We start from the raw sequence: 25870 nt of genomic DNA on the forward strand, positions 1-25870 counted from the left end.
TAGCGCGCTGCCCGACGCCGATACACCACGTCCCCGCCTCAGCGGTGCGTTCCGCCATGTGAGCCTCTGGTTTTTCCTGTTGGCGGGTTTGCTGGAACAGGCCAGTCATGGCGCTTATTACGCGTTTTATTCTATCTATGCGGAACAGCACGGTCTGGGGAGCGCCGCTGTCGGCATGCTGTGGGGATTTGCAGTGCTCTGCGAAGTCGCCTTTTTCTGGTGGGGTGATCGTTTTATCCGGCGCCGGGGCGTGCCGCTGGTATTCACCGGCGCCTTTATTCTGACCGCCATGCGCTGGGGGGTAATCGCCTGGTGGCCGGGGCTGATATGGATCATTCTGGTGCAAACCCTGCACGCGGCGAGCTATGGCGCCTTTCACCTGGCGGCCGTACATTGGTTGTCGGAGCGCTTTCCCGGTGTTCTGCGCGGACGCGGTATGGCTCTGTACGCGAGCATCGTTTATGGTTTGGGAGGAGGTCTGGGAGCGCTCGGAGCTGGCTGGACCTGGGCGCATTGGGGTGGACGAGGCACTTTTTCCGCAGCGGCGCTGCTGGCACTTTTAGGTGCATTTTTCCTGATATGGGCACTACAACCCGCACCGGCTCTTGAAAAAGAGGCCGAATGATCCCATTTTCTGAGCAGTGCCAATCTATGGGAGTCACTTCATGCGTACCGATAAACTGACCACCAAATTTCAACAGGCGTTCCAGGATGCCCAGAGTCTCGCTCTAGGCCAGGATCATCAGCAAATGGACCCCATCCATCTACTGATTGCTTTTCTTGACCAAGAAGGTGGCATCGCCCGGCCACTCCTGTCGAAAGCCGGCGTACGGGTCGATGCCCTGCGCAATCAGTTGAACCGCGTGCTGGAGTCCATGCCGAAGGTACAAGGGCATCCGGGAGAGGTGCAAGTAGGCCGCGATCTCACCAATATGCTCAACCTGGCCGACAAGATAGGGCAAAAACGCGGCGACACGTACATCTCCACCGAACACTTCCTACTGGCCTTGATGGATGACAAGGGTGAAGCTGGGCGCCTTCTGAAAGAGGCGGGCGCCACCATCAAAGATCTGGAACAGGCCGTCCACGACCTGCACGGCGGTGAAAAAATCAATGACGTTAATGCCGAAGAGCAACGTCAGGCGCTGGAGAAGTACACCATTGACTACACGGAGCGGGCCAGTCAGGGCAAACTGGATCCGGTCATTGGCCGTGACGACGAAATTCGCCGGACCATTCAGGTCTTGCTGCGCCGCAGCAAGAATAATCCGGTCTTGATCGGCGAGCCAGGAGTGGGCAAGACGGCTATCGTCGAAGGACTGGCCCTGCGCTTGATCAATGGCGAAGTGCCAGAATCCTTGCGTGATAAACGCCTATTGGGTTTGGATTTAGGGGCACTGATCGCGGGTGCCAAGTTCCGCGGCGAATTCGAGGAACGCCTGAAGTCCTTGCTCAACGACCTGGAGAAGAGTGAAGGCAAAATCATTCTCTTCATTGATGAGATTCATATGCTGGTTGGGGCAGGAAAAGCTGAGGGCTCCATGGATGCTGGCAACATGCTCAAGCCAGCGCTGGCGCGCGGTGAATTGCATTGCATCGGTGCCACCACCTTGGATGAGTACCGCAAATACATCGAAAAGGATGCGGCTCTGGAGCGCCGTTTTCAACGCGTGCTGGTGGACGAACCCAGCGTGGAAGACACCATCGCTATTTTGCGCGGCCTGAAAGAACGCTATGAAGCCCATCATGGCGTACGCATTACCGATCCGGCACTGGTCGCCGCAGCGCAACTTTCACATCGCTATATCACCGACCGTAACCTGCCCGACAAGGCCATAGATCTGATGGATGAAGCCGCCTCCCGCATTAAGATGGAGATCGATTCCAAACCTCAGGAACTGGATGAACTGGAGCGCCGCATCATTCAGTTGAATATTGAGCGGGTAGCGCTGGAGAAGGAAAAGGATGAAGCCAGCCGTAAGCGTCTTGGCATTCTACAAAATCAACTCAGTGAGTTAGAGCGCAAATATCAGGATCTGGAAGAAGTCTGGAAGGGCGAAAAGCTGGCGATCGAGGGTACTTCACAAATCCAAAAAGAACTGGATCGTAAGCGCGTCGAACTGGATACGGCACGCCGTGCCAACGACTTAGAACGTATGGCGGAACTGCAATACAGTTCCATTCCGGCATTAGAAGCGCAACTGCGCCATGCCGAAATCCATGCGGAATCTACTGGTTCAGGTGCTAAACCCACCCTGCTGCGCACGGAGGTCGGCGAAGAAGAAATCGCCGAAGTGGTTGCCCGCTGGACAGGTATCCCTGTCTCTAAAATGCTGGAAGGCGAGAAGGAAAAACTCTTGAAAATGGAGGAGCGTTTACAGACGCGAGTGGTGGGCCAGAGCGAAGCCGTCGCTGCGGTATCCAACGCCATTCGCCGCTCCCGGGCAGGACTGTCAGATCCCAGGCGTCCCAATGGTTCTTTCCTTTTCCTTGGCCCCACGGGTGTCGGTAAAACGGAGTTGAGCAAGGCCTTAGCCGAGTTCCTTTTCGACAGTGAAGACCATCTGGTGCGTGTCGACATGAGTGAGTTCATGGAGAAACATTCGGTGGCGCGCCTCATTGGGGCGCCTCCCGGATATGTGGGCTACGAAGAAGGCGGGTACCTTACCGAAGCGGTGCGGCGCAAACCGTATTCCGTCATCTTGCTGGATGAGGTGGAGAAGGCCCACCCGGACGTCTTCAATATCCTTCTGCAGGTGCTCGATGATGGCCGCCTTACCGATGGCCAGGGACGCACCGTGGATTTCCGCAACACGGTGATTGTCATGACCTCCAACCTGGGTTCCGACCGGATTCAGGAATTCGGTCGGAAGGGGGATTATGACGGCATGCGCGTTGCGGTAATGGATGTGGTGCAGGATCATTTCCGCCCGGAGTTTCTCAATCGCATTGATGAGTTGGTCATCTTCCATCCACTCACCGCAGTGCAGCTCCGCGAGATTACTGAGATTCAGATGGGTTTCCTGCGGGCACGACTGCGCGAACGGGATATGGGTCTGGTACTGAGTGATGGCGCACTGGATCGTTTGGCCGAAGTCGGCTATGACCCCGCCTATGGCGCGCGTCCCCTGAAAAGGGTGATTCAGCGGGAAATCGAAAATCCCCTCGCGCAGCAACTGCTGCGGGGTGATTTCGGACCCGGTGAGATTATTGAAGTGCTTCTTGAAGGAGACAGCTTTATCTTTGCCGGACGACGCCCACACTGAGTCTGGGTTACGAAACAAGGGCAGCCCGAGCGGTGATCTCGGCGTAGAACTGTGACAAGTTCTGGGCCATCCGGCCTTCCGACCATTCTGCGGCGAGTTGGCGGGCTTCTGCTGCTAATTGTGCTCGCTGGCCATTATCTCGCAGCAAGGTAATACAATGACCAGCAAAATCCATGGGGTCATTGCGGGCACTGCGAGTGCCCTTACCTAAGCCAAGCAGATCCACGCTGCCCAGCGCGGGTACACCCACCACCGGCAATCCCGCCGCCAACGCCTCAATCAAAACCATTCCCTGCGTTTCCGTCCGAGAAGGAAACACGAAAAGGTCAGCAGCTGCATAAGCGTCTTTCAAGGCCTCTTTTCGCTCCAGATAACCGAGAAAGCATATCGAACCCGCTAGACCTCGTGACTGTGCGAGGGTTTCCAACACTGACCGCGCCGGGCCATCACCGACCAGCATCAATAATACATCCGGTATTTGCTCCAGAATATGCGGCAGTGCATTGAACAGCAATGGAATATTTTTTTCTGGTGCAATTCGGCCGGCATAAAGCAGGATGGGACGTTGCTCGCTAATACTGTGCCGCTTGCGAAATTCCGCGCCTTTGCCCTCCGAAAAATGCTCGGGCCTCACCCCCGTCGGAATGACCCGCACGGGCTGATTGATACCGTAACTCCAGAGAATTTCCGCCATGGCGCGCGACGGCACGACAACGCCATCGACTCCATGGCATTGCTGCCACGATAAACGCCGGACTGAGTCGCGGCGCAGGCTGCGGGGAATTTTTGGATAATAATAATCCACATAGCCCTCAAAGTAAGTGTGATAAGAGAGCACAGCAGGTATGCGCCAGCGGCGCGCCAGACGCACCCCGTGATAATGGGCAACAAATGGGGTTTGAATATGGATCAGGTCGTAAGCGGTCTGGCTCAGGTTGCGGTGCACGGAGCGCAAGGCACGAAACTTCATGAAACGCTCTTCGGGATACAGGGGAATTCGCCAGGAAGGTATACGCCATAACGCCCGCTCATCGTTATCTGATGTATATTTTTTGCGACCGTCATAGGCAGGGAGCAGGATATCCACTTCATGCCCCTGATCAATCAATCCTGCACGAAAGCTTTCGATAGAACTGGCCACCCCGCTGATTCGGGGAAAATAGGTATCCGTAATCATCAGAATGCGCAAGATACGACTCCGGCAATGTAAAGGAGGTTCCCAGCCCGCATGCCGGAATCTCCCTTAGTCTGCCAGAGCAAGATGACAGTTTGATGACGCCGCCGTGATATGCGGTGCGGCGTAGGAGCCCTTATTTTTTAACGGTGGTCAGGTGCTGCAAGGTGCCCTCATCTTCCAATGTGCTGGTATCCTGGGTGATATCTTCGCCGCGAGCAAGAGAACGTAGCAGACGGCGCATAATTTTACCGGAACGGGTTTTCGGCAAGGCGTCAGTGAAGCGAATGTCGTCAGGACGGGCTATCGCCCCGATCAGTTCGGTCACCTGCGCCCGTAGTGCCGCACCCAGTTCATCACGATCAACGCCCTGATATTGATGTTTCACTATAACAAAAGCACAAATGGCCTCACCCTTGATTTCATGAGGAATGCCAACCACTGCCGCTTCCGCGACCGCAGGATGTGCCACCAGCGCCGATTCCACCTCCGCTGTGCCCAAACGATGCCCGGAGACATTGAGCACGTCATCAATGCGTCCCATCACCCAGAAATAACCGTCGGCATCGCAGCGCGCGCTGTCCCCGGCAATATAGTAGCGATTACCAAACTTGGCCCAGTAGCTCTCTACATAGCGCTCCGGATTACCCCAGACGCCCCGCAACATGCCTGGCCAGGGTCGATCGATGATCAGGTAGCCACCGGCATCAGGAGCGGTGATGGGGTCGCCATGATCGTTGACAATGCGCGCGCTGATACCGGGGAGGGGAAGGGCGCAAGAGCCCGGCTTGTTGACCGCCACACCGGGCAATGGCGCGATCATGTGCCCCCCGGTTTCTGTCTGCCACCAGGTATCGGCTATCGGGCAGCGCCCGCCACCGATCTGTTCGTGGTACCACATCCAGGCCTCCGGATTCATGGGTTCGCCCACCGAACCCAAGAGTCGCAGGCTGGAAAGATCATGGCGCTGCGGCCATTCGTCGCCCATTTTCATGAAGGCGCGCACTGCTGTCGGTGCCGTGTAGAAAATGCTGATGCCATGCCGCGCAATCATTTCCCAGAACCGGTCCGGCTGCGGATACATGGGTGCCCCTTCATAAAGGAAGATGGTGGCGCCATTCGCCAGCGGACCATAGACCACGTAGCTATGGCCGGTGATCCAGCCGATATCGGCGGTACACCAGTAGACATCAGCGGGTTTGACATCAAAAACCCAGCGAGTGGTGAGCATGGCCCAAAGCAAATAGCCTGCGCTACTGTGGAAAACCCCTTTAGGTCTACCGGTACTGCCCGAAGTATACAGAATGAAAAGCGGGTCCTCCGCTTGCATAGGTAAGGCAGGGCAATCGGCACTCATACCGCTGATGACATCCTCCCACCAGACATCGCGACCTTCCTGCATATCGATTTCGGCACCGGTACGACGTAGGACAATAACCCGCTGCACGGAATGTTCACGCTCCCGCAGCAGAGCCTGATCCGCATGGCGTTTGAGTGGCACAAGCTTGCCCGCACGCCAGGCGCCGTCGGCGGTGATCAGTATCTTGGCATCCGTATCCTCCAGACGGTCCTTGAGGGCTTCCGCAGAGAATCCGCTAAACACCACCGTGTGGATCGCCCCGATCCGCGCACAGGCGAGCATGGCGATGACCGCCTCTGGCACCATGGGCATGTAGATCGCGACCCGATCCCCCTTTTGTACCCCCTGATGTTTGAGAGCATTGGCAAAAAGGCACATTTCGCGGTGTAACTGCGCGTAGGTCAGGGTTTTGACGCTGCCATCCTCGCCTTCCCAAATCAAGGCCGCCTTGTGCCGGGTTGCTCCTTGCAGGTGGCGATCCACGCAGTTGTGCGCCACATTGAGCTGACCATCGCTGAACCAGCGATAGAAAGGGGCATGATCGGCCTCCAGCACCTGTTGAAACGGAAGATCCCAGTCTAGATATTCGCGCGCCAAATCTCCCCAGAAGCGATGGGGATCTTCGGTCGCCTGACGATTCAAACGAGCAAAGGTTTCCGCATTCATATTGGCCTGCCGGGCAAAATCAGCAGAGACGGCAAAGGAGCGGGTTTCGGCTAAGGTAGAGTCAATGGATGGTGGCATGGATTACTCGGCGAAGGTGTCATCATGAATGAACAGGCAGTTCCCAAACATAGCACTGCACAAACTTTGTGGCCACCCGTATGGTGACCGGTGGGCTCACGCTGTTGCCGCTTCCTGTATCATATTGCCTTCCAACACATAGGTCTCAGCTTTGGTGAGCGCCGCTGGTGTCCCGAACAACACCAGCACATCCCCGGGCTTGAGTACCGTATCAGGAGAAGGTTCGCGCCCGCGAATCCCATGACGGCGCACCGCTACGACCGCCACCCCGAAACTGGTCAGATTCAGTTCGCGCAGACTGAGGTGGATGGCAAAAGCCGTTTCGCCCAGAGCGATAGACGCCAGTCGCGCCGAATCCTGATCTTCGCCCGGCTCCGAACTCCCCCAGAAGGCCCCTCGAAAAAACTGGTAACGCTCCTGCCGGAAGCGCCGCACCCGACGTAGTACCGTACTGATCGGGAAGCCCATCAGCAACAAGGCCTGCGAGGCCAGCATCAGTGCACCCTCGGTCACTTCCGGCACCACTTCATCGGCTCCGGCGGCCTCCAACTTCTCCAGTTGACTGTCGTCATGGGCACGGACGACTACCGGCAGATCGGGTCGCAACTCCTTAATAATGGATAAAACGCGCTGGCTCGACGTGACATTCGCATAGGTGATCACTACAGCCCGAGCCGAAAAAATCCCTGCCGCTTGCAACACATCGCGGCGACTGGCATCCCCATAAAAGATCGACTCACCCGCAGACTGCGCCTGGCGTACGCGTACCGGGTCCAGGTCAAGGGCCACAAAGGGAATACCTTCCTCTTCCAAGACCCGCCCCACACTTTGTCCCACCCGGCCGTAGCCACAGAGCACGACATGGGCCTGCAAATTTGCCGAGCGGATGTCAGCCAGTTGCTGATCGCGGTGGCCGCGATAGCTGCCCACCAATTGGCGCGCCAACCAGCCATTGCGCTCCACCAGGATGGGCGCCAGCATCATCGACACGAGCATACCGCCGAGGACCGGTTGCAGCACGTGGGCGGGCAACAGTTGGTACTGATTGGCTAACGCCAGTAGCACAAAGCCAAACTCCCCTGCCTGCGCCAGCACGATGGCCGAGCGCAATGCCACGCCCGGCTCGTAGCCGAAAAGACGGGCCAGCCCCCAGACCAGCGCACCCTTCAACAGCAGAAGCATGGCCAGCACGGTTAAAACCCAGGCCAGATTCGCCCACCACGCGGGGAGATCCACGAGCATACCGATGGTGACGAAAAAGAGCCCCAACAAAATGTCGCGGAAAGGCGCGATGTCCGCTTCCACCTGATAACGGTAGGCCGTCTCGGAAATCAGCATCCCCGCCACAAAGGCCCCCAAAGCCAGCGACAATCCCGCCTGTTCGGTGATCCATGCCAAACCCAAGGTCACCAATAACACATTGAGCATAAACAGCTCTGTGGACTTACGGTTGGCCACAAACTGAAACCAGGGCCGCATCACCGGTCGCCCGATCACCAGCAAAACCAACAGCACCAGCACCGCCTTGAGTCCGGCCATAGCCAAATCATGGGGCAGATTAGTGGTCGAACCAGCAAGGGCAGGGATCAGGATCAGTAGCGGCACTACAGCCAGGTCCTGAAAAAGCAGCACGCTCACCGCGATACGTCCGTGCCGGGTCTGGATTTCCATTTTTTCGGCCAGCGCGCGCACGACCATGGCGGTGGACGACATGGCCAGAATTCCCCCGAGGATTACGCCGGTCTTCCAGGAAAGTGGGATGAGCAAAGCGATGCCGACGAAAATCAGACTGGTCAAGACCACCTGCGCCAGCCCCATTCCGAAGACCAGGCGACGCATGCTCAAAAACTGCGCCAGGCTGAACTCCAGCCCGATGCTAAACATCAGGAAAACCACACCGAAAGCGGCGAGTTGTCGGGTACTGGCAAGATCCGGCACTACAGCCAGGGCATGTGGACCGAGAATGATGCCGGTCAGCAGATAAGCAAACACCGCCGGTAGACGCAGGTAGCGCAGAAAACCGACCAGCAGCACCCCGGTAGCCAGGAGCAGGATAATCGTCAACAGACCGTGGTCTTGCATGTTCCTCCTCGGATATGGCGACACCCTCTCCGGAGCGCCATTTATTGTTTGCGGCAGGAAATAGAAAGGTCTGAGCCCGGACAAAGGGCAGAGCTATGGCGCCTTATAGGAAGACGTCGGCTTTCTGCTATGATAGCGGGAAAAGGAGGATCACGCATGTACATCGTTACTGGCGGTGCCGGTTTTATTGGTGCCAATCTCGTGCAAGCCCTCAATCAGCGGGGCATTACGGATATCCTCGTCGTGGACCACCTGACCCGCGCCGACAAGTTTCTCAATCTCACCGATCTGGAACTTACCGATTACATGGAGGCGGAAACTTTTCTCCGCCTGGTAGAAAATGGACACCTGAAGGGCATCGAGGCTATTTTTCACGAAGGGGCCTGCTCCGACACCATGGCCAGCGATGGCCGTTACGTCATGGAAAACAACTTCGCCTTCAGCAAAATTTTGCTACATTGGTGTCAGCGTCATAATGTTCCCTTTCTCTACGCCTCCAGCGCCTCTGTCTATGGTATGACCGGCGCCTTCGTCGAGGAGCGTGCCGCGGAATCCCCGCTCAACATCTACGGATTCAGCAAATTCCAGTTCGACCAGTATCTCCGACGGATGTGGGCAGACTTGCGGGCCCCGGTGCATGGCTTTCGCTATTTCAACGTCTACGGCCCACGCGAATTCCACAAAAATCGCATGGCCTCGGTAGCGTTGCATTTTTTCAACCAATATCGGCTGGATAATCATGTTCGCTTGTTTGCGGGTACGGATGGCTATGCCGATGGCGAGCAACGGCGTGATTTCATTCACATAGACGATGTGGTTGCCGTCAATATGCACTTTTTGGACCACCCGCACAGCGGAATCTACAATGTGGGTACCGGGCAGGCGCAGAGTTTCAACGAAGTGGCGGTCGCCGTGATCAATAGTCTGGAACGCCGCGCAGACCACCCGGCACAAAGCCTGTCTGCACTGCAGAAAGCGCAGACTATTCGCTACGTCAACATGCCCGAGGCACTGAACGGTAAATATCAGAGTTTCACCCAAGCGGAGGTGGGTAAGTTGCGTAGCGCGGGATATGCCAAACCTTTCCTGACGGTGGAGCAGGGGGTGGATCGCTACGTACGATGGCTGGCGGAGCGGCTGGCTTGATGGACGGGCGGGTGCTCGTTACCGGTGCTGCGGGATTCATCGGTTTTCATATGGCTCGTCGCTTACTCGCGGATGGCTGGATTGTCAGCGGCATAGACAATCTCAACGACTACTATGATCCCAGTTTGAAAAGGGATCGCCTGGCGCAACTGGAGGGGCATCCCGCTTTTCAGTTTCAGCCTCTGGATCTGGCCAATCGCGAGGCTATGCAGACGCTCTTTGCGGGCCCACACTTTGACGTCGTCATCAATCTGGCTGCCCAGGCGGGGGTACGGCATTCCCTGAAAGCGCCGCATAGCTATGTGGATAGCAATGTCGTGGGCTTTTTGAACGTGCTGGAGGGCTGCCGTGCGCAGGGAGTAAGTCACCTGCTCTTCGCTTCCTCTAGTTCTGTATACGGTGCCAACAATCGTCTGCCCTACAGCGTCCATGATCCGGTGGATCATCCGCTCAGCCTTTATGCGGCCACCAAGCGGGCCGGCGAGCTCGTGGCACACAGCTACGCCCACCTGTATGGCATCCCCAGTACGGGATTGCGCTTTTTTACCGTCTACGGGCCTTGGGGGCGTCCCGATATGGCGTATTTCAGCTTCACACAGAAGATTCTGGCCGGCCAACCCATCCCTGTATTCAACCACGGCCAAATGCGGCGCGACTTCACCTATATTGATGACATCATCGAAGGGGTGACGCGCCTCATTCCGCATGCACCGGAAGCGCAAAATATCTGGCCGGAAGACCCGGCAAGCAGTGCGGCACCATTCTGCATCCACAACATTGGCAACCACACGCCCATTGCACTCACGGACTTCATCCATACTCTGGAGGGATGCCTCGGTAAATCCGCACAGATTGAATGGCTCCCCATGCAGGATGGCGATGTGGTGGCTACCTATGCCGACGTTTCACCATTACAGCAAAGCATAGATTTTGCCCCAGACACCTCCTTGCACAAGGGACTGCAACACTTCGTGACTTGGTACCGCCAGTATTACGGCTGAGGGAAACTTTCTGAATTATGATGCGTACTCATCAACCGTTAACCCTTCGCAGCCGCACGGAATTCCTATGGCGCCAGTTGCGTTACACGGGGGCAGGCCTGGGTTTCATGCTGCTTTCCCTCGGCATGGGCGTGTTGGGTTATCATTTTCTGGCGCATATCGGCTGGATCGACAGCCTGCTGAATGCCAGCATGATTCTTAGTGGCATGGGGCCGGTTTCCGGCTTGCACGGCACAGTCGCCAAATTGTTTGCCAGTGTTTATGCACTTTACTCTGGTATTGTCTATCTGGCTGTTTCCGCCGTTCTTTTGTATCCACTGGTCGAGCGACTTCTGAAGATTTTGCATCTTCGGGCGCTCAACACGCCCCCTCCCGCACAGAGAAACCGGCACCCGGATCTCTCAGAAGACTGACACATTACTTACTCAGTGCGCCGTTTTGCCTGGATACACGGACGAGGCGGCGGATGCGGCGATGTCAGCGGCCTTTTCCTCAATCCAACTACGGCCGGAGCGGAAGCTCATCCAGCATTTCCCCTCATAATCATATAGTTTACACTCTTTGAATATACGTCGAACCTCAAAAAAGCTGAAGCGCGTTTCATGAATATACTGGCCGTATTCCGCGCGCAAATCTTCGTAGGCCCCCTTCAGATGGTAGAAAGGGATCCGGGGGTCCACGTGGTGCGGCGTGTGGAGCAAAATATTGTGGATCAGGTACTCGCTGATCTTTGAGCAACGCACAATAGTGCTGCAATACAGTTGGCCAATGCTCTGGCTCCACTCCTCTTTCTCTGCGAAGAAGGGTACTTTAGGATGCGTGTGATGGAGAAAGACAAATAAGGCGATGTAGTAGTTGAATAACAGAAAGGGCAGGATTACCGCCGCAATGACGCCCATCATGCCTGCCGCCCAATACGCCAGCGCGGAAAAGCTGAGAAAAAACACCAACGTCACTATTTTGCTATAGAAAAATACCTGCCGATCCTTGCTTTTGGCATCCGCTTTGAAACGCACCATGCCCGGCCACCAGATCCGCAACAAATAGTGCAGGGCGCAGGTGTAAGGACTGCGTTCCAAGCGGTAGATCATTTTCTGCCAAACCGGCTTGCTTCGATATTCTTGGGGTGTCCATGGACGCCATACCCAGTCGACAGTGGTCAGGCTGGTAAAGCCATGATGGACGCGGTTGTGCCCAAAGGCCCAGAGGCGATACATGTTCAACGAGGGCAGCATGAAAATTGTGCCCATGATTTCGGCAGTGCGTTTGCTCTGGAAAAGGGCGCCGTGCGCCGCATCGTGCGCCCAGACGAACATAAAAGCGACTGCCGACCCGGCAAGAAGCCCGAACAACAACTTAAGCCACCAGGCTTCGACGAGCAACGCACCGGCAATAGCCGACAGATAAAGAAGCGCATCGAAACCATACCAAGCTACGGCAATAGCCGCTGAACGCCGATAACGCTCCGGTCGGATAGCCTCGCGGATGGTTTGCAGCTTGATGGGGTGCAATGCCTTATAGTCAGCACCGGAGGAAGTAAGTGGCATGGCAAAACGTGCTCCCTAGCAAGTCCATTTCATGCCGTACAATATACCAACGTGTCCTATTATGCAATTGAAAAGCAAGGCAGGCACGAGGTAAAAGCGTTCCAAACAGATTGTCAGGCTCGTTAGATTACTGCATGTCCAAGCAGGTAGCCGATCAGCGTGGTGCTGACCATTGAGAGGGCTCCCCAGAAGAGAACGCGGAGAGCGCCCTTTATCATGGATGCACCCCCAGCCTTGGCAGCAACCGCGCCAAGGATCACCAGCAACAGAATGGTGGTCGTATACAGGGCTGGTAGCACCTCGCTGTGAAGCACGAAAGCGGCGATCAGCACCGGGAATAAAGCGCCACATACAAAAGATGCGGCTGAGGCTAAAGCAGCTTCGCCAGGCCGAGCCGTGGCCATTTCCGTCAGGCCTAGTTCATCGCGCGCATGCGCGGCGAGGGCGTCACGTTGCATAAGCTGCGCAGCGACTTGCTGGGCCAGCGCTTCGTCAAGGCCACGCGCCATATAAATATCGCGGAGCTCAAGAAGTTCTTTATCGGGACTCTTCTTCAGTTCCCGTCTTTCAATCTCAAGATCGGCCCGCTGGGTATCGGCCTGTGAACTCACGGATACATATTCACCAGCCGCCATAGCAAAGGCCCCAGCGACCAGCGCTGCGGCACCAGCAAGTAAAATTTGTTCATGGCTCGCTCGCCCGGCCGCCACACCAGTAAGCAGGCTCGCTGTCGAAAGCAGGCCATCGTTAGCACCGAGCACACTGGCCCGTAACCAGCCGATGTTCTTATGGCGATGGTCTTCTTGGTGGTGCCTGGAAAGAGATACGATTCGTGCCATTTTTTGCATCCTCCTTCCTGTCTAGTCTTCCGCAGCCGAATCTTTTTTGTCAGGGCTATTGTACCAGAGGCCCTTACAGATTTGGGCATTCATCCGAGTCCATGTTACGTCAACCCAATCAGGGGGCGAGCTTCGGTAAAAGCCGTTTGAGTTGAGCTTCGGAAATAGCCCCTGGGATACGGCCCAACTGACCAGATTTCGCGCGGAAAATGATTGCCGGCGTCCCCTGAAAGCCGAGCGAGCCCAGCAGTTTCATGTTCTCTCGCAGATCGGCCCGAGTATCTTCGGTCGGCGAGGCTTTCGGCAGGTCTTTCGTGCCGCCATTCCGGAAACTCGGCCCAATGATGTTCTCGAAATGCTGCAAAGCCTGTGTTGGTTGCGGCGCCTGCAGCCAAGCAGCGGCTTCCGGCAGGCTGTTGGGCGAGATAAAGGCCACCGGCACGTAGCGCACAGTCAACAGACCGGCGCGAATCAACGGTGCCTCCGCTTTATAGAGGACGTGGCAATAGGGACAGTTGGGATCCTGGAAATCGTAAATGATTGGCCCCTTGTCCCCATCCTGGATATAGGTGGCCTGCCGTGCAAGGACCTGATTCCAGACGAACTGCGCGGTCATTTTCTTGGGATAGGTGAGATGCACGGGAGGGGCGACGACGGCACCCGCCCAGGTCAAACCGGACGCCATTGTGGAAGCCAGTGTCAGCGTGTTAATCAAAACCGACTTGAATGAAATTTGCATGTAACAGATTCCTTGGAGGGAGAGCAAGACCGTATTCCGAGGTTGGGCAGTATAGCATTAGGCTGAGGGAGCTTCTCCATGTTTTTAATGAACAACGGTAAAATTGCCCTATGCGCTTATTCATATAAAAACATGTTATTGGATTTAAATTATAAACTGTCATATATATATGACCTTTAAAATTATGCTATTAGCATGGATTCGCATGTCATTCAATTTGCCATGCCAGATATATGACTTTACTATATTGCATTCCTCATTTATGGTAACCCGAACTGCCAGTAGGCGATGTTAATAATGCATCGGCAACGCAGTCCATTATTCCTGAACCACAAACCCTATAAGGAGTTAGTCATGAAGCAGAATTTTGTTTGGTCTGTCACGCTCGGTTCCGCATTCGCCGTCACTCTCGGTGCCTTACCTTTAACCGCTATAGCAGCGGATGCGGCAGCGCCGCAGATATTGATGACTGCGCAACCGGCGGCCATGCCTGTCTCTGCCAAAAGTGAAGGGCATTGCGTGAGTGCCGCAATGATCAAGGCCCATGATGGCAAATGCGGCAAGGCATATATGATGAACCATAAGAAGATGCCCATGTAACTGGCTTCCCGTTGTTTCTACCGACGAGTCCCCCAGCAGTCCAAAGAGGCCTGAACTGCTGGAGACCCTGATTCAAAATCGCCGGGGGCAGGTGCTCACTTACCAGCAGTACCTTGGTGAAGGAACAACGCGGTGATTACTGAAACCTTCACGCTGCAAGTCAGTGATCTGTCCGTGCAGGTGGTCAAGAAGCCGATCAAGAACCTGCACCTGGGGGTGTATCCGCCCACTGGTTGGGTGCGTGTGGCGGCCCCATTAAGGCTCAGCGAAGAGGCCATACGGGCAGCGGTACTCAGCCGCCTCAACTGGATTAGAAAGCAGCAGCAAAAGTTTCTCGGGCAGGAAAGAATCTCTCCCCGTGCGTATGTATCCGGGGAGAGTCACTATTACCTGGGCAAACGATATCGGCTGAGAATCCACTCCACCACCCAAGCCGGACACGTTGAACTCAGCCACGCTCGTTTTATTGACCTATATTGTCGGCAAGGCGCCAACAAAGACCATAAGGAAAGACTGCTTCAAACCTGGCACCGACAGAATCTACAGGAACGCATTCCTGAACTCATTGCCCGATACGAGCCCATTCTCAGGGTAAAAGTCGCGGAATGGGGCATCAAACGCATGAAAACCCGCTGGGGGACCTGCAATATTCAGGCACGAAGAATCTGGCTGAACCTGGATCTGGCACAATACCCCGAGCCCTGCCTGGAATATGTGGTGGTGCATGAAATGACGCACTTGCTGGAACGGCTACATAATGACCGCTTCAAAGGCATTCTGGACCGGGTGATGCCGCACTGGCGGCAAGTGAAGAGTAAGCTGAAGGAGGGGTTACCACTGGTATTGCCTGAATGCGAAAACAAAACCCCATGAACGGCACCGGCACCCCGTTTTTCCTCATGATGAAAAACAAAAGGCACCTAGAAAAACCATTTAAGTGCCTGCTCTATATGGTGGGTTGTGAGGGGATCGAACCCACGACCCGCTGATTAAGAGTCTCAGATTCTGGCATTTATTGCGTTTTATCTACCCCCATGCATCTTGACGCATCAATCACTTAGCCAGATACTTTCCCTGCCAACATTGATCATTTTACCGCTAACAGGTTGGATGGTCCAACCTGAATCAGTGGGTCTGATTGCGTCGCCCGTCCAACCTGTAAACTGTTGTTTTACAGTATGATAGACTGAATATGCGACCGAATGACTAAAAATCACTGGTCCCAAGCACTAAGATGAACCGGGAGGAAAGCCGGGATCGTCGCTTGCATCCCGACGAGATGCCGCGATTCTTTGAAGCGCTGGCCGCCGAGGAAAACCCGGACATGCGCGATTACGTCATGTTGTCCCTGCTGACTGGGGCGCGTCGCTCCAATGTGCTGGCGATGACCTGGGCAGAGGTAAATATGGAGCGTAGAACGTGGATCATCCCCGGATCCAAGGCGAAGGCGAAAGAGAATATTACCGTTGAAGAAATTGGTCGCGGATAGTGGAGCTGATTGAGCAGGTGGGTCTGGAACAGGTCCATGAGCCACATATCAAGCACCTGGAGGACAAGCTATGGGAAATACGCGCCAAGGCACCGGACGGGATTGCCAGAGCAATATACGTTACTGCAACAGGGAAACGGTTAATAATCCTTCATGTTTTCGTCAAGAAAGCGTAAGCGTTCAGCGCACCCACCCTTGCGGGTTGGCGCCAATCAGGGTAATGCGGTTTTTTTCCAGTTCCACGGCAGGAGTTCGTGGAGTTTTTTATTGGGCCATGTGGGGAGCTTTTCGAGCACATCGCAGAGGTAAGCGAAGGGCTCAATGCCGTTGAGCTTGCAGGTTTCGATAATGCTGTAGAAGGACGCGGCACGCTCGCCACCAGTATCATTGCCGACGAATAAAAAATTCTTGCGTCCAATGGCCACGCCCCGCAGCGCCCGTTCCACCGGGTTATTGTCGATGCTGAGCTGACCTTCTTCGAGGTAGAGGGTGAGTGCCTTCCAGCGGTTCAGGGTGTAACCGATGGCTTTGGCGATACCACTTTTAGGCGCCACTTGCATCTGGGTTTCGCTGAGCCAGGCGCGGAAGGATTCCAGCAGCGGGCCAGCTCGCTGCTGGCGGGCTTCGGCTTTCTGATCCGACGGGGAGGCTTTGATGTCGGCCTCGATGGCATAGAGTTTGGCGATCCAGGCCAATGCCTTCTGCGCCACCGGACTCGGACCCCGCTGCTCCACGTCATAGAAGTGTCGCCGCACATGCGCCCAGCATCCGGCTTCGATAACTTGTTCCTTGCGGTAGAGGGCATCATAGCCCCCATAGTCATCGGTCTGGAGTATCCCTTTCCAGTCGCCCAGGAAGTGTTGCGCGTGGATCCCCTTACGGTCCGGGGCATAATCAAAAACCACGACGGGATGCGGGGCATCCGCCTGACTGCGATACACCCAGAGGTAGGCCTTGTCCGTCTTGCCGCTACCGGGATGGAGCACCGGTAAGGGGGTTTCGTCGGCGTGCAGGATAGTGCCCTCCAGCAAAGCCATTTTGCAGGCTTCAGCGAGCATGCTGATCCAGTACTCCCCCTGGCCCAGCCAGCTGCAGAGGGTGGCGCTGGAGATCGGGACACCCGCCCGCAAGTACTGGGTTTCCTGCCGATATAAAGGCAGGTGATCCACATGTTTCGCCGTCATCACGTGGGCCACCAGACGCGCCGTGGGTAAGCCCTTGTCGATCACCTGTGCCGGTAATGCCGGACTTGCAATCGTGCCACAGGGACGGCAGGCCAGCTTGGGGCGGATATGGCGAATCACCTGGAAGCGTCCAGGGATATAATCCAGTTTTTCGCTAATCTCTTCCCCGACGGTTTCCAGGAGGCCGCCGCACTGCCCGCAGGTGCAGGTCAGAGGATCGTGATGCACTTCCACTCGGGGCAAGGTGTCGGGCAGCTGCATGCGGCCGGGGTGGCGGCGGGACGGGCGGCCGTGGACCCCGTTGCCGGCCCTGGAAAAATGCCTGCCTACCTTGCTATAAGTGACGGAAATTGCTTGTATAAATACCCATTTTTGGGTACTATTCTTCCATGAATCCAAGGACTTCCACCCCCATTCCTACAGAGCCAGAAGCGCTGCGCGATCTGGTGCTGAGCCTGCTGCAGACGCAACAGGAAAAGGAAGCGGAATGGGCAGAACGCGCCCGGTATATCGCCCAACAGGAACAGGCTATCGCCCTGCGTGATGAAACCATCGCCCGCCTGGAAAGCACCATCGCCAAACTGCAGCGCTGGCGATTCAGTCGCCGTTCGGAAAAACTCTCTCCCGACCAGATCAGCCTCTGGGAAGAAGCGTTGGATACCGAAATCGCCGCGATGGAAAGTATCCTCGAAAGCGTTCTGGAAGACAGTGCGGCGGTGACGGCTTCCCGCCCAGGAACCGAAGCACCAGTAGCGCCTGCACGCCCCTCCACCAACATCGCCCACTGTGCTGTGGAGAGTTCCACGGCGCCGGTATCGGCTCTGGGCCAGTGCAGTCGCCCCTGATCCAGACGGCGGTAGATGAGCCAGAAACCCAGACCGTCCCAGAGCAAGAGCTTCAGACGGTCGCCGCGGCGGTTGCGGAAGACGAAGGCGTGGCCGCAAAAGGGATCGGCAGCCAGCACCCCTTGAACCTTGGCCGCCAGACCATCAAAGCCCAGCCGCATATCCACGGGTGCTGCCGCTAGCCAGATGCGGCTGCCCGGACTCAACCACATGGGCTTTCGAGGACACGCACCAAGGTTTGCAACCAGCCGGTATCCATCGGTGCCGTCAGTTTCAGACTGCGGCCCGACAACAGCATAATCTCTACCAGCGAAACAGACGGCCGGACCGGTGCCAGAGTGACCGGCAAAAACCCTTCGGTCCTATGGACCATCGGCCGCGGTTCTACCGCATCGGCAAATCGCTTGCGCCAGTAATGCAGGGTGGCTACGGCGATCCCTTCCTGCGCACAGTAATTCTTGGCGGAAAGGCCGCTCGCCTGAAACCCGTCTACTTGTTGCCGCCAATAAGCGGTCTTCTCGTCTTTCGTCATAGCCATCCCTCCTCGCTGAACGCGGATCAGGATCGGTCAGGCCAGAAAATTTGGGAAGGTGGGGGTTGCTTAAGCGCTTACGATGTACGGGCGGGTAGCAGCGCAAGCGGACCTTCCTGTGTAGCTTAGGAACGAGTAGTATCGATCAACAGTTGTCGGTCGAGGTTGCCCGTTGAAGGGCCGGAACGGACGTATGCGTCCAACCGACCCAATGCATATTCTAGATAATCGTGGGCCCTTGCGGGTTGGCGCCAACCCGCAAGGGTGAGTCGGTTACAGCTGGATGCCGACAAACTTTCACCTCTGCTACGGTTACGCTATCACGCACTGGCTGATACATTTGAGGATCTGGGTGCGTCGGGAAAGATGCGAGAAGTGTTTAGTGGGTTTCAGCAGTATTTATATGATAGATAGCCTACTTTCAGGCATAGCATAACGGGATCATACAATGTACCTACAGAGCCTATATGTAGAAAATGTCGGGCCACTAGAGAAGCTTTCCTTGAATACCCAGTTTACCTCCGAAGGAAAACCAGCACCATTGATTTTTGTAGGGAAGAATGGTAGCGGTAAAACCAATTTGCTGTCTATGGTAGCTGATGCTTTTTTTGAGGCTGCGTCTGCACATTATAGAGACGTGGTTCCCAATATGGTTATGCAGCAGCGTGATTGGTTCAGGATTGTAGGTGGAGTAACTGTTATGTCTGGTAGGCAGTTTAACTGCACGCTCATGCGTTTTTCTGAGGGTGAAGATGACTACTTTTATATAGACAAGGCAGGCACTCTTAATATTGGTGATATATCTGAAAGAGTCCCAGCGGACCTAAGAAAATGTTTATCATGGAATCCTGATCAGATTGTTAAAAAATTCGACTTAAAATCTGAAATTAGTAAAAAGATATTCGAATCTGGGGTGTACGTATTTTTTCCATCAAACCGATCAGATCCACCCAGCTGGCTTAATAAAAATAGCCTGCCAAGTGACCTGTTCGACATTGGAGTCACTTATCAAGGAAGGCTAGATAAACCTATATATGCTCAGACTGGTCTAGATAAGATTAAACAATGGATTTTGTCTGTTATGCTTGACAGCAGGGCTGACTATGACATACACGAAGTAAAGCTGAACGAAGAAATGTCACATTTATCCTTCACAATTACTGGTGGACTTGACCATAGACAAAAGAAAGTCATGGACTCAATAAATCTCATATTGCAATTAATTCTTAATGATTTATCCGCCAAATTTGTATGGCAAAATAGGATATTACAACAAGGACTTGCCATATCAAAAGATCACCTTCGAACTCTCATACCTGTTGAATCGTTGTCGTCTGGTCAATCAACCCTACTTGTTATTTTTGCTACACTTTTAAAATATGCTGATAAAGCAACGGGGGGATTCCCTATGCCTGATACAATTAAAGGAATCTGCATTATAGATGAGATTGACGCTCACATTCACACCGATTTGCAATATGAAATTTTACCAAAATTATTTAAATTTTTTCCGAATGTACAATTTATTCTCTCTTCTCATTCACCATTATTTATTCTTGGCATGACTCATCTGTACGGTGAAAACGATATTGAGATAATTGAGTTACCAACTGGTGTGCCGATTGTTGCTGAGTCATATTCCGAGTTTTTACAGGCTTTTGAGGTTATGCAATTAACAAAGAAATATGAAAATTGTTTTATTGAGCATGTAAAACTTGGATCAAATCCTATTGTATTTACTGAAGGTGAAACTGATGTTATGTACCTAAAAACAGCTATCGAGCTACTAGGCGCTTCTGACCTGGTTGGAAAGGTTGAAATTCAATCTATAGGTGCGAGAGACGAAGTAAGCGGTCAGATTGTTAACTCTGGAAAGAATCCCTTGTCTGCGGTACAGAATCTCCTAATTGCAAAACCACAGATCACAAACAGGAAGGTAATATTATTTTATGATAATGATGTAAGAAACTGTTCTCATGGAGATTACGGAAATATCCATGTCAGAATAATGCCCAGCAACAATGCAAATACTGAAATACAGTATGGCATTGAAAATATTTTACCCGCTCATGTTTTTGAAGATAGATTTTATCAGGTAAAAGAATACAATAAAGGAAACGGTGACAAAGGCACAAGTAAGCATCTAAAAAAAATGGAATTATGTAAATTCTTATGCGAGCAAAAGAAGGACAAGGCAGATTTTATTGGATTTGAGCATGTCCTTTCTATTATAAGAGAAGTAATTGGCATAACTAGCTAACCTTGATTGGTATTTCATATAGGATTTTCTATAGGTTAAATTAAAAAGTTCACCTGCCAAGCCGTCACTTACATCAAGCATGTCATCCGCAATATTCCCTCAGGAGGAAACATCTCTATCAAGTCACTCCACAACGCATGCAAATGCGCAATTCACCTACCTTGGTGATTGGCAGTCCTAACTGCGACATCGTCTGGGAGCGTCATAATTTTGTGCCACACATTTTCGCTAATCAGATCAGTCTTGGCAAACTCTGGGCCGTAGTCACTGATGGCAAAATCTTCCAGCTCTAACACTCTCCTGGCTGAACGAAAAAAATAATCCAAATCAAGTTTCCGTGTCATTGGCTAATTACGCCTCTTTTTTCTGCATACCGAGGATTTGCAGCAGTCTAGTTATTAAGGACTATGCTGTGCGAAGTCAGTTCGATGACCGCTCAGGGTAGGATGATGCCATTTTCTTTCCGCTGCTGAATGCTGCAATCAGTCTTGACCTGCCCTTCGAACAAAATCTCCACATGAAGCCTTCGATGTCGAATGGTAGAGAAAATGGCTCCACAAACTGTGGTATACTCACATTCCCTGACAACAGTGTTCTACTACAGACGCTCCACATAAAATAGCCACCCAGCCAAAGCGTGAAGCGACCATAATCAGGCGGCCGCTCACCATTGAATCCGTGGGATCTCAGGCATTTTCGTATTACGCCTAAAGTACAACACCAAAAACACAAAGTATAGCCTATGGGCAGGCCACTCCTGGCTGCCCATACGCCCCCTTGTCCTTATCAAGGATAACCCGCGATCATATTACCAAGGTACTGATGAACTCTCACCACCTCCACCACCATCATTTCTCTGCGGCAGTTGGTTATTATGTCCCCTCCAGAGTGCAGCAGAATTCCGCAAAGCATCCAGCTGCGCTCTCGTCACAGCCTGTTGGGCTGCCTTTTCCCGATGAAAATCCCACTGCTCTACTTGGGAAATGATGTTCTTGCTTTTGCAGCGGAAGCAAAAGTGCCAGTGCTCATCCCGGAAGGGATGATCCTTTTTGTAATACAACGGCATCCGACAACCGCAATCATTACAATAATACACTTTTAATGCTCTAGACATTTTACACCTCATGATAAATAATAGACATGGATTCACAGATCCATATTATTATAGATACATATATGGCGAGATAGAGAATGATCTTATTTTTAATTGTTTTTGTGTTTAATTTCACCACGAAACACTAACCGCTGCTTATCGCTGCACTTATACGGCAGGAATTTATCGAGCTTTGTGATGTACCAGATCACGTAAGCCAAACATTGTCGCATTTCGGTATTCTCACGCTCGATCATCCCGATAGCTTTGCATCGATACTGGAGAAACTTTTCCTGGGTATTGAAATAGCGACCATGTCCATTCGTGAGCTTATGCCACTGTTCAACAATGCACGTTGCTAGGCCATAATAATTCCTGACGTGATCCCCATCGAAGAAAAAGAGGGCATGCAGGTGATGCCCCTTTTTGACCCCGTACTCGATCCTGGCTAGGTAACCCACCAAATGCTCAAATACACCCACTTTCCGCTGCATCAGATCTCTTAAGGATGAGACATGGCGGAGTAGAGGTTCTAACGGATCTCTCTCTTGCTTACTGGGATCATTCGAAAGATTAAAATCTAACCGAAGCACGACCATTCGCCGATGGTGATCAAAGAGTGCGTCCATATACTGAGTCGACTTTACGAAGGTTCGCGTAGCATTTTCTTCCCTGTGCCGGATCTTTTCCTTGAACGGCCGCGTCTGCATATTGGCGCGAAGTGTGGCAATGTAATTGTTAGCCATCGATGCGAGATCGTGTCGAGCGTATGCCGCCAATGGATAGTCTTGGCAACCAATACTTTCTGGGAAAGAGATCGTCGTCACAAAAAACAATTCAACATGCGGACTGTACCAGAAGGTAGGCCTAAAATCGTGCAACCAGGTGTCTATCCATCCCATTGATCCATTGATAAAGGGGTCACTGATTCGGATGGTTTTGCGGATCTCAAAGGGTAGTACATCCACCTTTTCGATGTGACGCATGAATCGCTCAATCTGCCACAGTCGAGCGTCATAGCTCGGTACAATGCCTGCTGTCGGCGGCTCTTCGTCTGTATCCATATTGATGCCATGGCGTAGGTTGAGGGCATGATAGATTTCTGGGAGGGAGAGGTTCTGGGACCGGAATTGGTCATAGAGGGTGTGGATCGTGGTCTTGGACATCGAAATACCTTTTTCTTTAGTAAAATGTCACCAAAAATGCAATGGAAGTAGACGAACTTCAAAATCGCGATGGGTATAAGAATAATGAAATAAATAATCTATATAATGGGGACTATATTTATTTATTTTTAGTTTATCTTTTTGTTTATATTTTGGTGATCATTGGGTTATGATTTGAGATTATTTTTAAGGGTCATATTGTGGGAATGGATGGGATGATTAAGATTAATATAATTAAATATATATCCACGACTTTTATTGATAAAAATGTATTATAGCGTAAGGTTATTATAGGATAAAAGTCGCTATGAAGCCCGGATGTGTCGCTTATGCGTGATTGTTGAAGTTGTGCGCGCACATTATTACAAAAATCTTCGTTATTGATTAATGAATTGGCGGTGTGTTGAAAGCCCTTGTAATGGACAAGTGAATTATAGCGAGGAGATTGTGACGTTGGTTAGTCAGGCCGATCTTGAAGGCGGACGTTTGCACATTGACGAGAATGGCCATCAGTGCCTGCGAAAACGCAGCGAATCGTGAGTTGAGTGAGGGAGCCATCACGATTCCAATCCACCGATTATTCTGGTACTAGGTAGAATGGGCTGAAATCCGGCTGCGTGCCCCCATGAACATCAGGTTGCTCCAAGTGAATGGAGCGCCAGGGCGCCAGGGGAGATAGGCTTGTCGGCATATCCACGTGCGGTATCTGCACAGCGGGCATCAGCTGTTGTCATTATGCTTGTATTCGTCTGCGCGATATTCAGGAGCCAACAAGCCAATATAACACGACCATTCTTCCTGATTCGAGATGAGATCACCGGATGCATCGGCTTCGCGTCCTCTACCTATAGGCTAGCGTCTCCCGGAAGTGCAACCAGGTGAGAGCGCTCGACAAAGCCGTCTATACCTGATGTTCGTGTCCGCCATGCCGGTTCGCCCAGAGACCCCGATGATTCGGGCCATGGAGTGGCTGTTGACCGGCGATGTCTTGGATGCCGAGTGGGGTATGTTTTCCGAATGTTACCCAAAATGTTACCCAAAATGGAAAACAGCCACTCGGGTGTAAACCTAAGTAGCTGTTTTATTTGGTGGGTTGTGAGGGGATCGAACCCACGACCCGCTGATTAAGAGTCAGCTGCTCTACCAACTGAGCTAACAACCCGGAGGACCCGTATTATAGGAATTTTCGCCAAGAAGGCAAGAGCGGACGCGGTAAGTTAGTGAGCCGTGCATCGTCGCAGCCGGATCACGACCTCGACTCTTTCCACCTCAGTCTCCAGCGGCAGGTCGGGGAGCTTGTTAATTTGCAGGGCAGATGCAGGAATATCCAGCAACTCTCCCGAATCTACATAATAGAAATGATGATGAAGAGAAACATTGGGGTCATAGAACACCTTGCCGGGCTCAACAATCACTTCGCGCACCAATGAATGATCGGCGAACAGGCCAAGAGTGTTATAGACCGTTGCCTTAGACACCACGGGATAATCTGCATTGACGCGCTGCATGATCTCTTCCGCGGAAAGATGCGCGCAAGAGGAGAAGAGTGCGTAGCCAATCTCTACCCTTTGGCTGGTGGGATTCACCCCCGCCTCGCGAAGCACTTCCAACACACGTTGTTTGTTCCAATCGTCATTTCCCACGGGCGGTCTCGCTTTAATTTTAAACTCGTTATAATTGTAGCGCCAATGCACAGCCAGGAAAAGGCCTTACTGTGCCGGCCTCGGTGTCAGAACTGCATAAGGGTTAATATCCAGCGGCGGTGGCGTCTTCATTAATAAGGATGCCAGAATGTCGGCAGTCGCGGGCGCATTGGTAAGTCCGTAACGGAAATGACCAGCGGCGACAAAAAGCCCCTCCCAGCCGGGAACAGGACCGATATAGGGAATACTATCCTGACTTCCTGGGCGCAATCCAGACCATTGCTTGAGGATTGGTAGCGACTCCAGATCCGGATAGACTTGAGTGGCGAAGTCCACAAGTTCGTTTCGTGCTTCGTCCGTGGTCGATTTATCAAACCCCGCAAGCTCGCTCGTGCTGCCCGCCAGAATCAGACCATCCCGTCGCGGTATCAGATAATGATTGTCGCGCATCAACATCGTATTGAGGGCTCCCGGTTTGCCCTGAAGCAGGAGCATTTGGCCGCGCACTGGAATGATGTCCAGGTGAATGCCTATTTCTCCGAGTATTTTTCCACTCCAGGCACCGGCGGTCACGATGGCCCGCTCTGCGGGGATAAAGCCGGTGATGGTTTCTATGCCTTGCAGCCGTTCGCCTTGCTTACGAAAGCCAGTGACTGCTGTATTTTCATACAAAACGATGCCCAGTTGGCGGCAGCGTGCGGCCATTGCCGCCAGCAAGCGGGGGTTCCGTACTTGTGCGACTTCCGGGCACCAGAGTGTTTGGGTTTCTCCTGCCAGCCCTGGGCGCCAATCCAGCCCCCACGCGGCGCCCCAAGCCGGCACATCATTTGGGATTTTCTCATGCTCACCCTCCAGAATAAGCAAGCCGGAAGGTATCCACTCAGGATCAATGCCAGTTTGCTCCAGCAACGTGGAAGTCAGGGAGAAATAGCGTTGCATACTATACAGCGCAAGACGCAATAGGGCAGGGGGGTAGTGCCACGGATACAATGGGCTCAGAATACCCCCACCAGCCCATGATGCTTCCTGACCGATATGACCTTGATCGAGCACTGTAACGCGTAGACCAGCCTCCGCAAGCTTAATCGCGCTGACTAAGCCGATCGCACCACCGCCAATCAGCAGAACATCCGTTTGCACAGGGGTTTCAGCGAGCATCT

At 53.2% G+C, this 25870-nt stretch carries 20 protein-coding genes, 1 tRNA gene and 3 pseudogenes; 11 read left to right on the top strand and 13 right to left on the bottom strand.

Translation table 11 applies throughout. From position 1 onward, the window contains the following. Together HF921_RS09770 and clpB are read left to right on the top strand one after the other, a co-directional pair. Window positions 1-625, top strand: a 625-nt coding sequence (locus HF921_RS09770) for an MFS transporter (protein ID WP_215893739.1), incomplete at its 5' end; no start/stop codon positions are given. 40 nt (window positions 626-665) lie between these two features. Beyond that, complete coding sequence (gene clpB, locus HF921_RS09775) at window positions 666-3266, top strand: ATP-dependent chaperone ClpB (RefSeq protein ID WP_064217986.1); 2601 nt, start codon at window positions 666-668, stop codon at window positions 3264-3266. A 7-nt stretch (window positions 3267-3273) separates the two neighbouring features. Here clpB and HF921_RS09780 read toward each other — a convergent pair whose 3' ends face one another. The 3 genes from HF921_RS09780 to HF921_RS09790 all read right to left on the bottom strand — a co-directional run bounded on the left by HF921_RS09780 (window position 3274) and on the right by HF921_RS09790 (window position 8626). Then, window positions 3274-4455 (bottom strand): glycosyltransferase, encoded by a 1182-nt coding sequence (locus tag HF921_RS09780; protein WP_064217987.1) that lies wholly within the window; start codon window positions 4453-4455, stop codon window positions 3274-3276. Between the two features lie 121 nt (window positions 4456-4576). Further along, complete coding sequence (acs, locus tag HF921_RS09785; protein ID WP_215892173.1) at window positions 4577-6544, bottom strand: acetate--CoA ligase; 1968 nt, start codon at window positions 6542-6544, stop codon at window positions 4577-4579. 96 nt (window positions 6545-6640) lie between these two features. Beyond that, window positions 6641-8626, bottom strand: coding sequence for a monovalent cation:proton antiporter family protein (locus HF921_RS09790; protein WP_215849957.1), 1986 nt, complete (start codon window positions 8624-8626; stop codon window positions 6641-6643). 156 nt (window positions 8627-8782) lie between these two features. Between HF921_RS09790 and rfaD the strand changes: the two genes are divergently transcribed. The 3 genes from rfaD to HF921_RS09805 are packed head-to-tail and all read left to right on the top strand — an operon-like array spanning window position 8783 to window position 11186. Then, the gene (gene rfaD, locus HF921_RS09795) at window positions 8783-9772 is read left to right on the top strand and encodes an ADP-glyceromanno-heptose 6-epimerase (RefSeq protein ID WP_215891932.1); all 990 of its coding nucleotides are present in this window, start codon (window positions 8783-8785) and stop codon (window positions 9770-9772) included. Beyond that, window positions 9772-10773 carry an NAD-dependent epimerase gene (locus HF921_RS09800; RefSeq protein WP_064218011.1) on the top strand — a complete coding sequence of 334 codons (1002 nt, stop codon included), beginning with the start codon at window positions 9772-9774 and terminating at the stop codon, window positions 10771-10773. The genes rfaD and HF921_RS09800 overlap by 1 nt, the downstream gene beginning before the upstream one ends. Before the next feature lie 17 nt (window positions 10774-10790). After that, window positions 10791-11186: a hypothetical protein gene (locus HF921_RS09805; protein ID WP_064217991.1), complete on the top strand. Its 396-nt coding sequence runs from the start codon at window positions 10791-10793 to the stop codon at window positions 11184-11186. Between the two features lie 12 nt (window positions 11187-11198). On the opposite strand, the gene HF921_RS09810 is transcribed toward HF921_RS09805, so the two are convergent. The 3 genes from HF921_RS09810 to HF921_RS09820 all read right to left on the bottom strand — a co-directional run bounded on the left by HF921_RS09810 (window position 11199) and on the right by HF921_RS09820 (window position 13898). Next, window positions 11199-12320, bottom strand: a complete 1122-nt coding sequence (locus HF921_RS09810; protein ID WP_064217992.1) for a fatty acid desaturase — start codon at window positions 12318-12320, stop codon at window positions 11199-11201. A gap of 122 nt (window positions 12321-12442) precedes the next feature. Then, window positions 12443-13159 (bottom strand): VIT1/CCC1 transporter family protein, encoded by a 717-nt coding sequence (locus HF921_RS09815; RefSeq protein ID WP_064218012.1) that lies wholly within the window; start codon window positions 13157-13159, stop codon window positions 12443-12445. A 118-nt stretch (window positions 13160-13277) separates the two neighbouring features. Further along, a complete protein-coding gene (locus HF921_RS09820; RefSeq protein WP_064217993.1) occupies window positions 13278-13898 on the bottom strand; it encodes a thioredoxin fold domain-containing protein in 621 nt (206 codons plus the stop codon). 354 nt (window positions 13899-14252) lie between these two features. Between HF921_RS09820 and HF921_RS09825 the strand changes: the two genes are divergently transcribed. From HF921_RS09825 to HF921_RS13690, 4 genes are all read left to right on the top strand, one after another. Continuing rightward, a complete protein-coding gene (locus HF921_RS09825) occupies window positions 14253-14498 on the top strand; it encodes a hypothetical protein (RefSeq protein WP_064217994.1) in 246 nt (81 codons plus the stop codon). A gap of 132 nt (window positions 14499-14630) precedes the next feature. Continuing rightward, window positions 14631-15371, top strand: coding sequence for a M48 family metallopeptidase (locus HF921_RS09830; RefSeq protein WP_064217995.1), 741 nt, complete (start codon window positions 14631-14633; stop codon window positions 15369-15371). A 361-nt stretch (window positions 15372-15732) separates the two neighbouring features. Continuing rightward, window positions 15733-15987, top strand: a complete 255-nt coding sequence (locus HF921_RS09835; RefSeq protein WP_215891933.1) for a tyrosine-type recombinase/integrase — start codon at window positions 15733-15735, stop codon at window positions 15985-15987. Window positions 15988-16004: 17 nt separating this feature from the next. Further along, on the top strand, window positions 16005-16163 hold the full coding sequence (locus tag HF921_RS13690; RefSeq protein WP_372444512.1) for a type II toxin-antitoxin system RelE/ParE family toxin: 159 nt from the start codon (window positions 16005-16007) through the stop codon (window positions 16161-16163). 36 nt (window positions 16164-16199) lie between these two features. Here HF921_RS13690 and tnpC read toward each other — a convergent pair. Then, a pseudogene (gene tnpC / locus HF921_RS09845) lies at window positions 16200-17468 on the bottom strand (IS66 family transposase); the annotation flags it as partial. Between the two features lie 92 nt (window positions 17469-17560). Here tnpC and HF921_RS09850 point away from each other — a divergent pair. Next, window positions 17561-17938: pseudogene (locus HF921_RS09850) on the top strand (transposase domain-containing protein); the annotation flags it as partial. 56 nt (window positions 17939-17994) lie between these two features. Here HF921_RS09850 and tnpB read toward each other — a convergent pair. Both tnpB and tnpA read right to left on the bottom strand, forming a co-directional pair. Beyond that, window positions 17995-18228 (bottom strand): annotated as a pseudogene (gene tnpB / locus HF921_RS09855) (IS66 family insertion sequence element accessory protein TnpB); the annotation flags it as partial. Then, complete coding sequence (gene tnpA, locus HF921_RS09860; protein WP_215891935.1) at window positions 18219-18548, bottom strand: IS66 family insertion sequence element accessory protein TnpA; 330 nt, start codon at window positions 18546-18548, stop codon at window positions 18219-18221. The pseudogene tnpB and the gene tnpA, both read right to left, overlap by 10 nt. 502 nt (window positions 18549-19050) lie before the next feature. Here tnpA and HF921_RS09865 point away from each other — a divergent pair. After that, a complete protein-coding gene (locus HF921_RS09865) occupies window positions 19051-20808 on the top strand; it encodes an AAA family ATPase (RefSeq protein ID WP_215891936.1) in 1758 nt (585 codons plus the stop codon). Window positions 20809-22011: 1203 nt separating this feature from the next. Here HF921_RS09865 and HF921_RS09870 read toward each other — a convergent pair. The 4 genes from HF921_RS09870 to HF921_RS09885 form a co-directional block, all read right to left on the bottom strand. After that, a complete protein-coding gene (locus HF921_RS09870; RefSeq protein ID WP_215891938.1) occupies window positions 22012-23067 on the bottom strand; it encodes a YagK/YfjJ domain-containing protein in 1056 nt (351 codons plus the stop codon). Window positions 23068-24153: 1086 nt separating this feature from the next. Then, a tRNA-Lys gene (locus HF921_RS09875) sits at window positions 24154-24229 on the bottom strand. Between the two features lie 55 nt (window positions 24230-24284). After that, complete coding sequence (locus tag HF921_RS09880; RefSeq protein ID WP_215891939.1) at window positions 24285-24710, bottom strand: Fur family transcriptional regulator; 426 nt, start codon at window positions 24708-24710, stop codon at window positions 24285-24287. A gap of 66 nt (window positions 24711-24776) precedes the next feature. Next, window positions 24777-25868, bottom strand: coding sequence for an NAD(P)/FAD-dependent oxidoreductase (locus HF921_RS09885; protein WP_215891940.1), 1092 nt, complete (start codon window positions 25866-25868; stop codon window positions 24777-24779). Window positions 25869-25870: the final 2 nt, after the last annotated feature.

The organism is Acidithiobacillus ferriphilus (genome assembly GCF_018854775.1).
Taxonomy (GTDB): Bacteria; Pseudomonadota; Gammaproteobacteria; order Acidithiobacillales; family Acidithiobacillaceae; genus Acidithiobacillus; species Acidithiobacillus ferriphilus.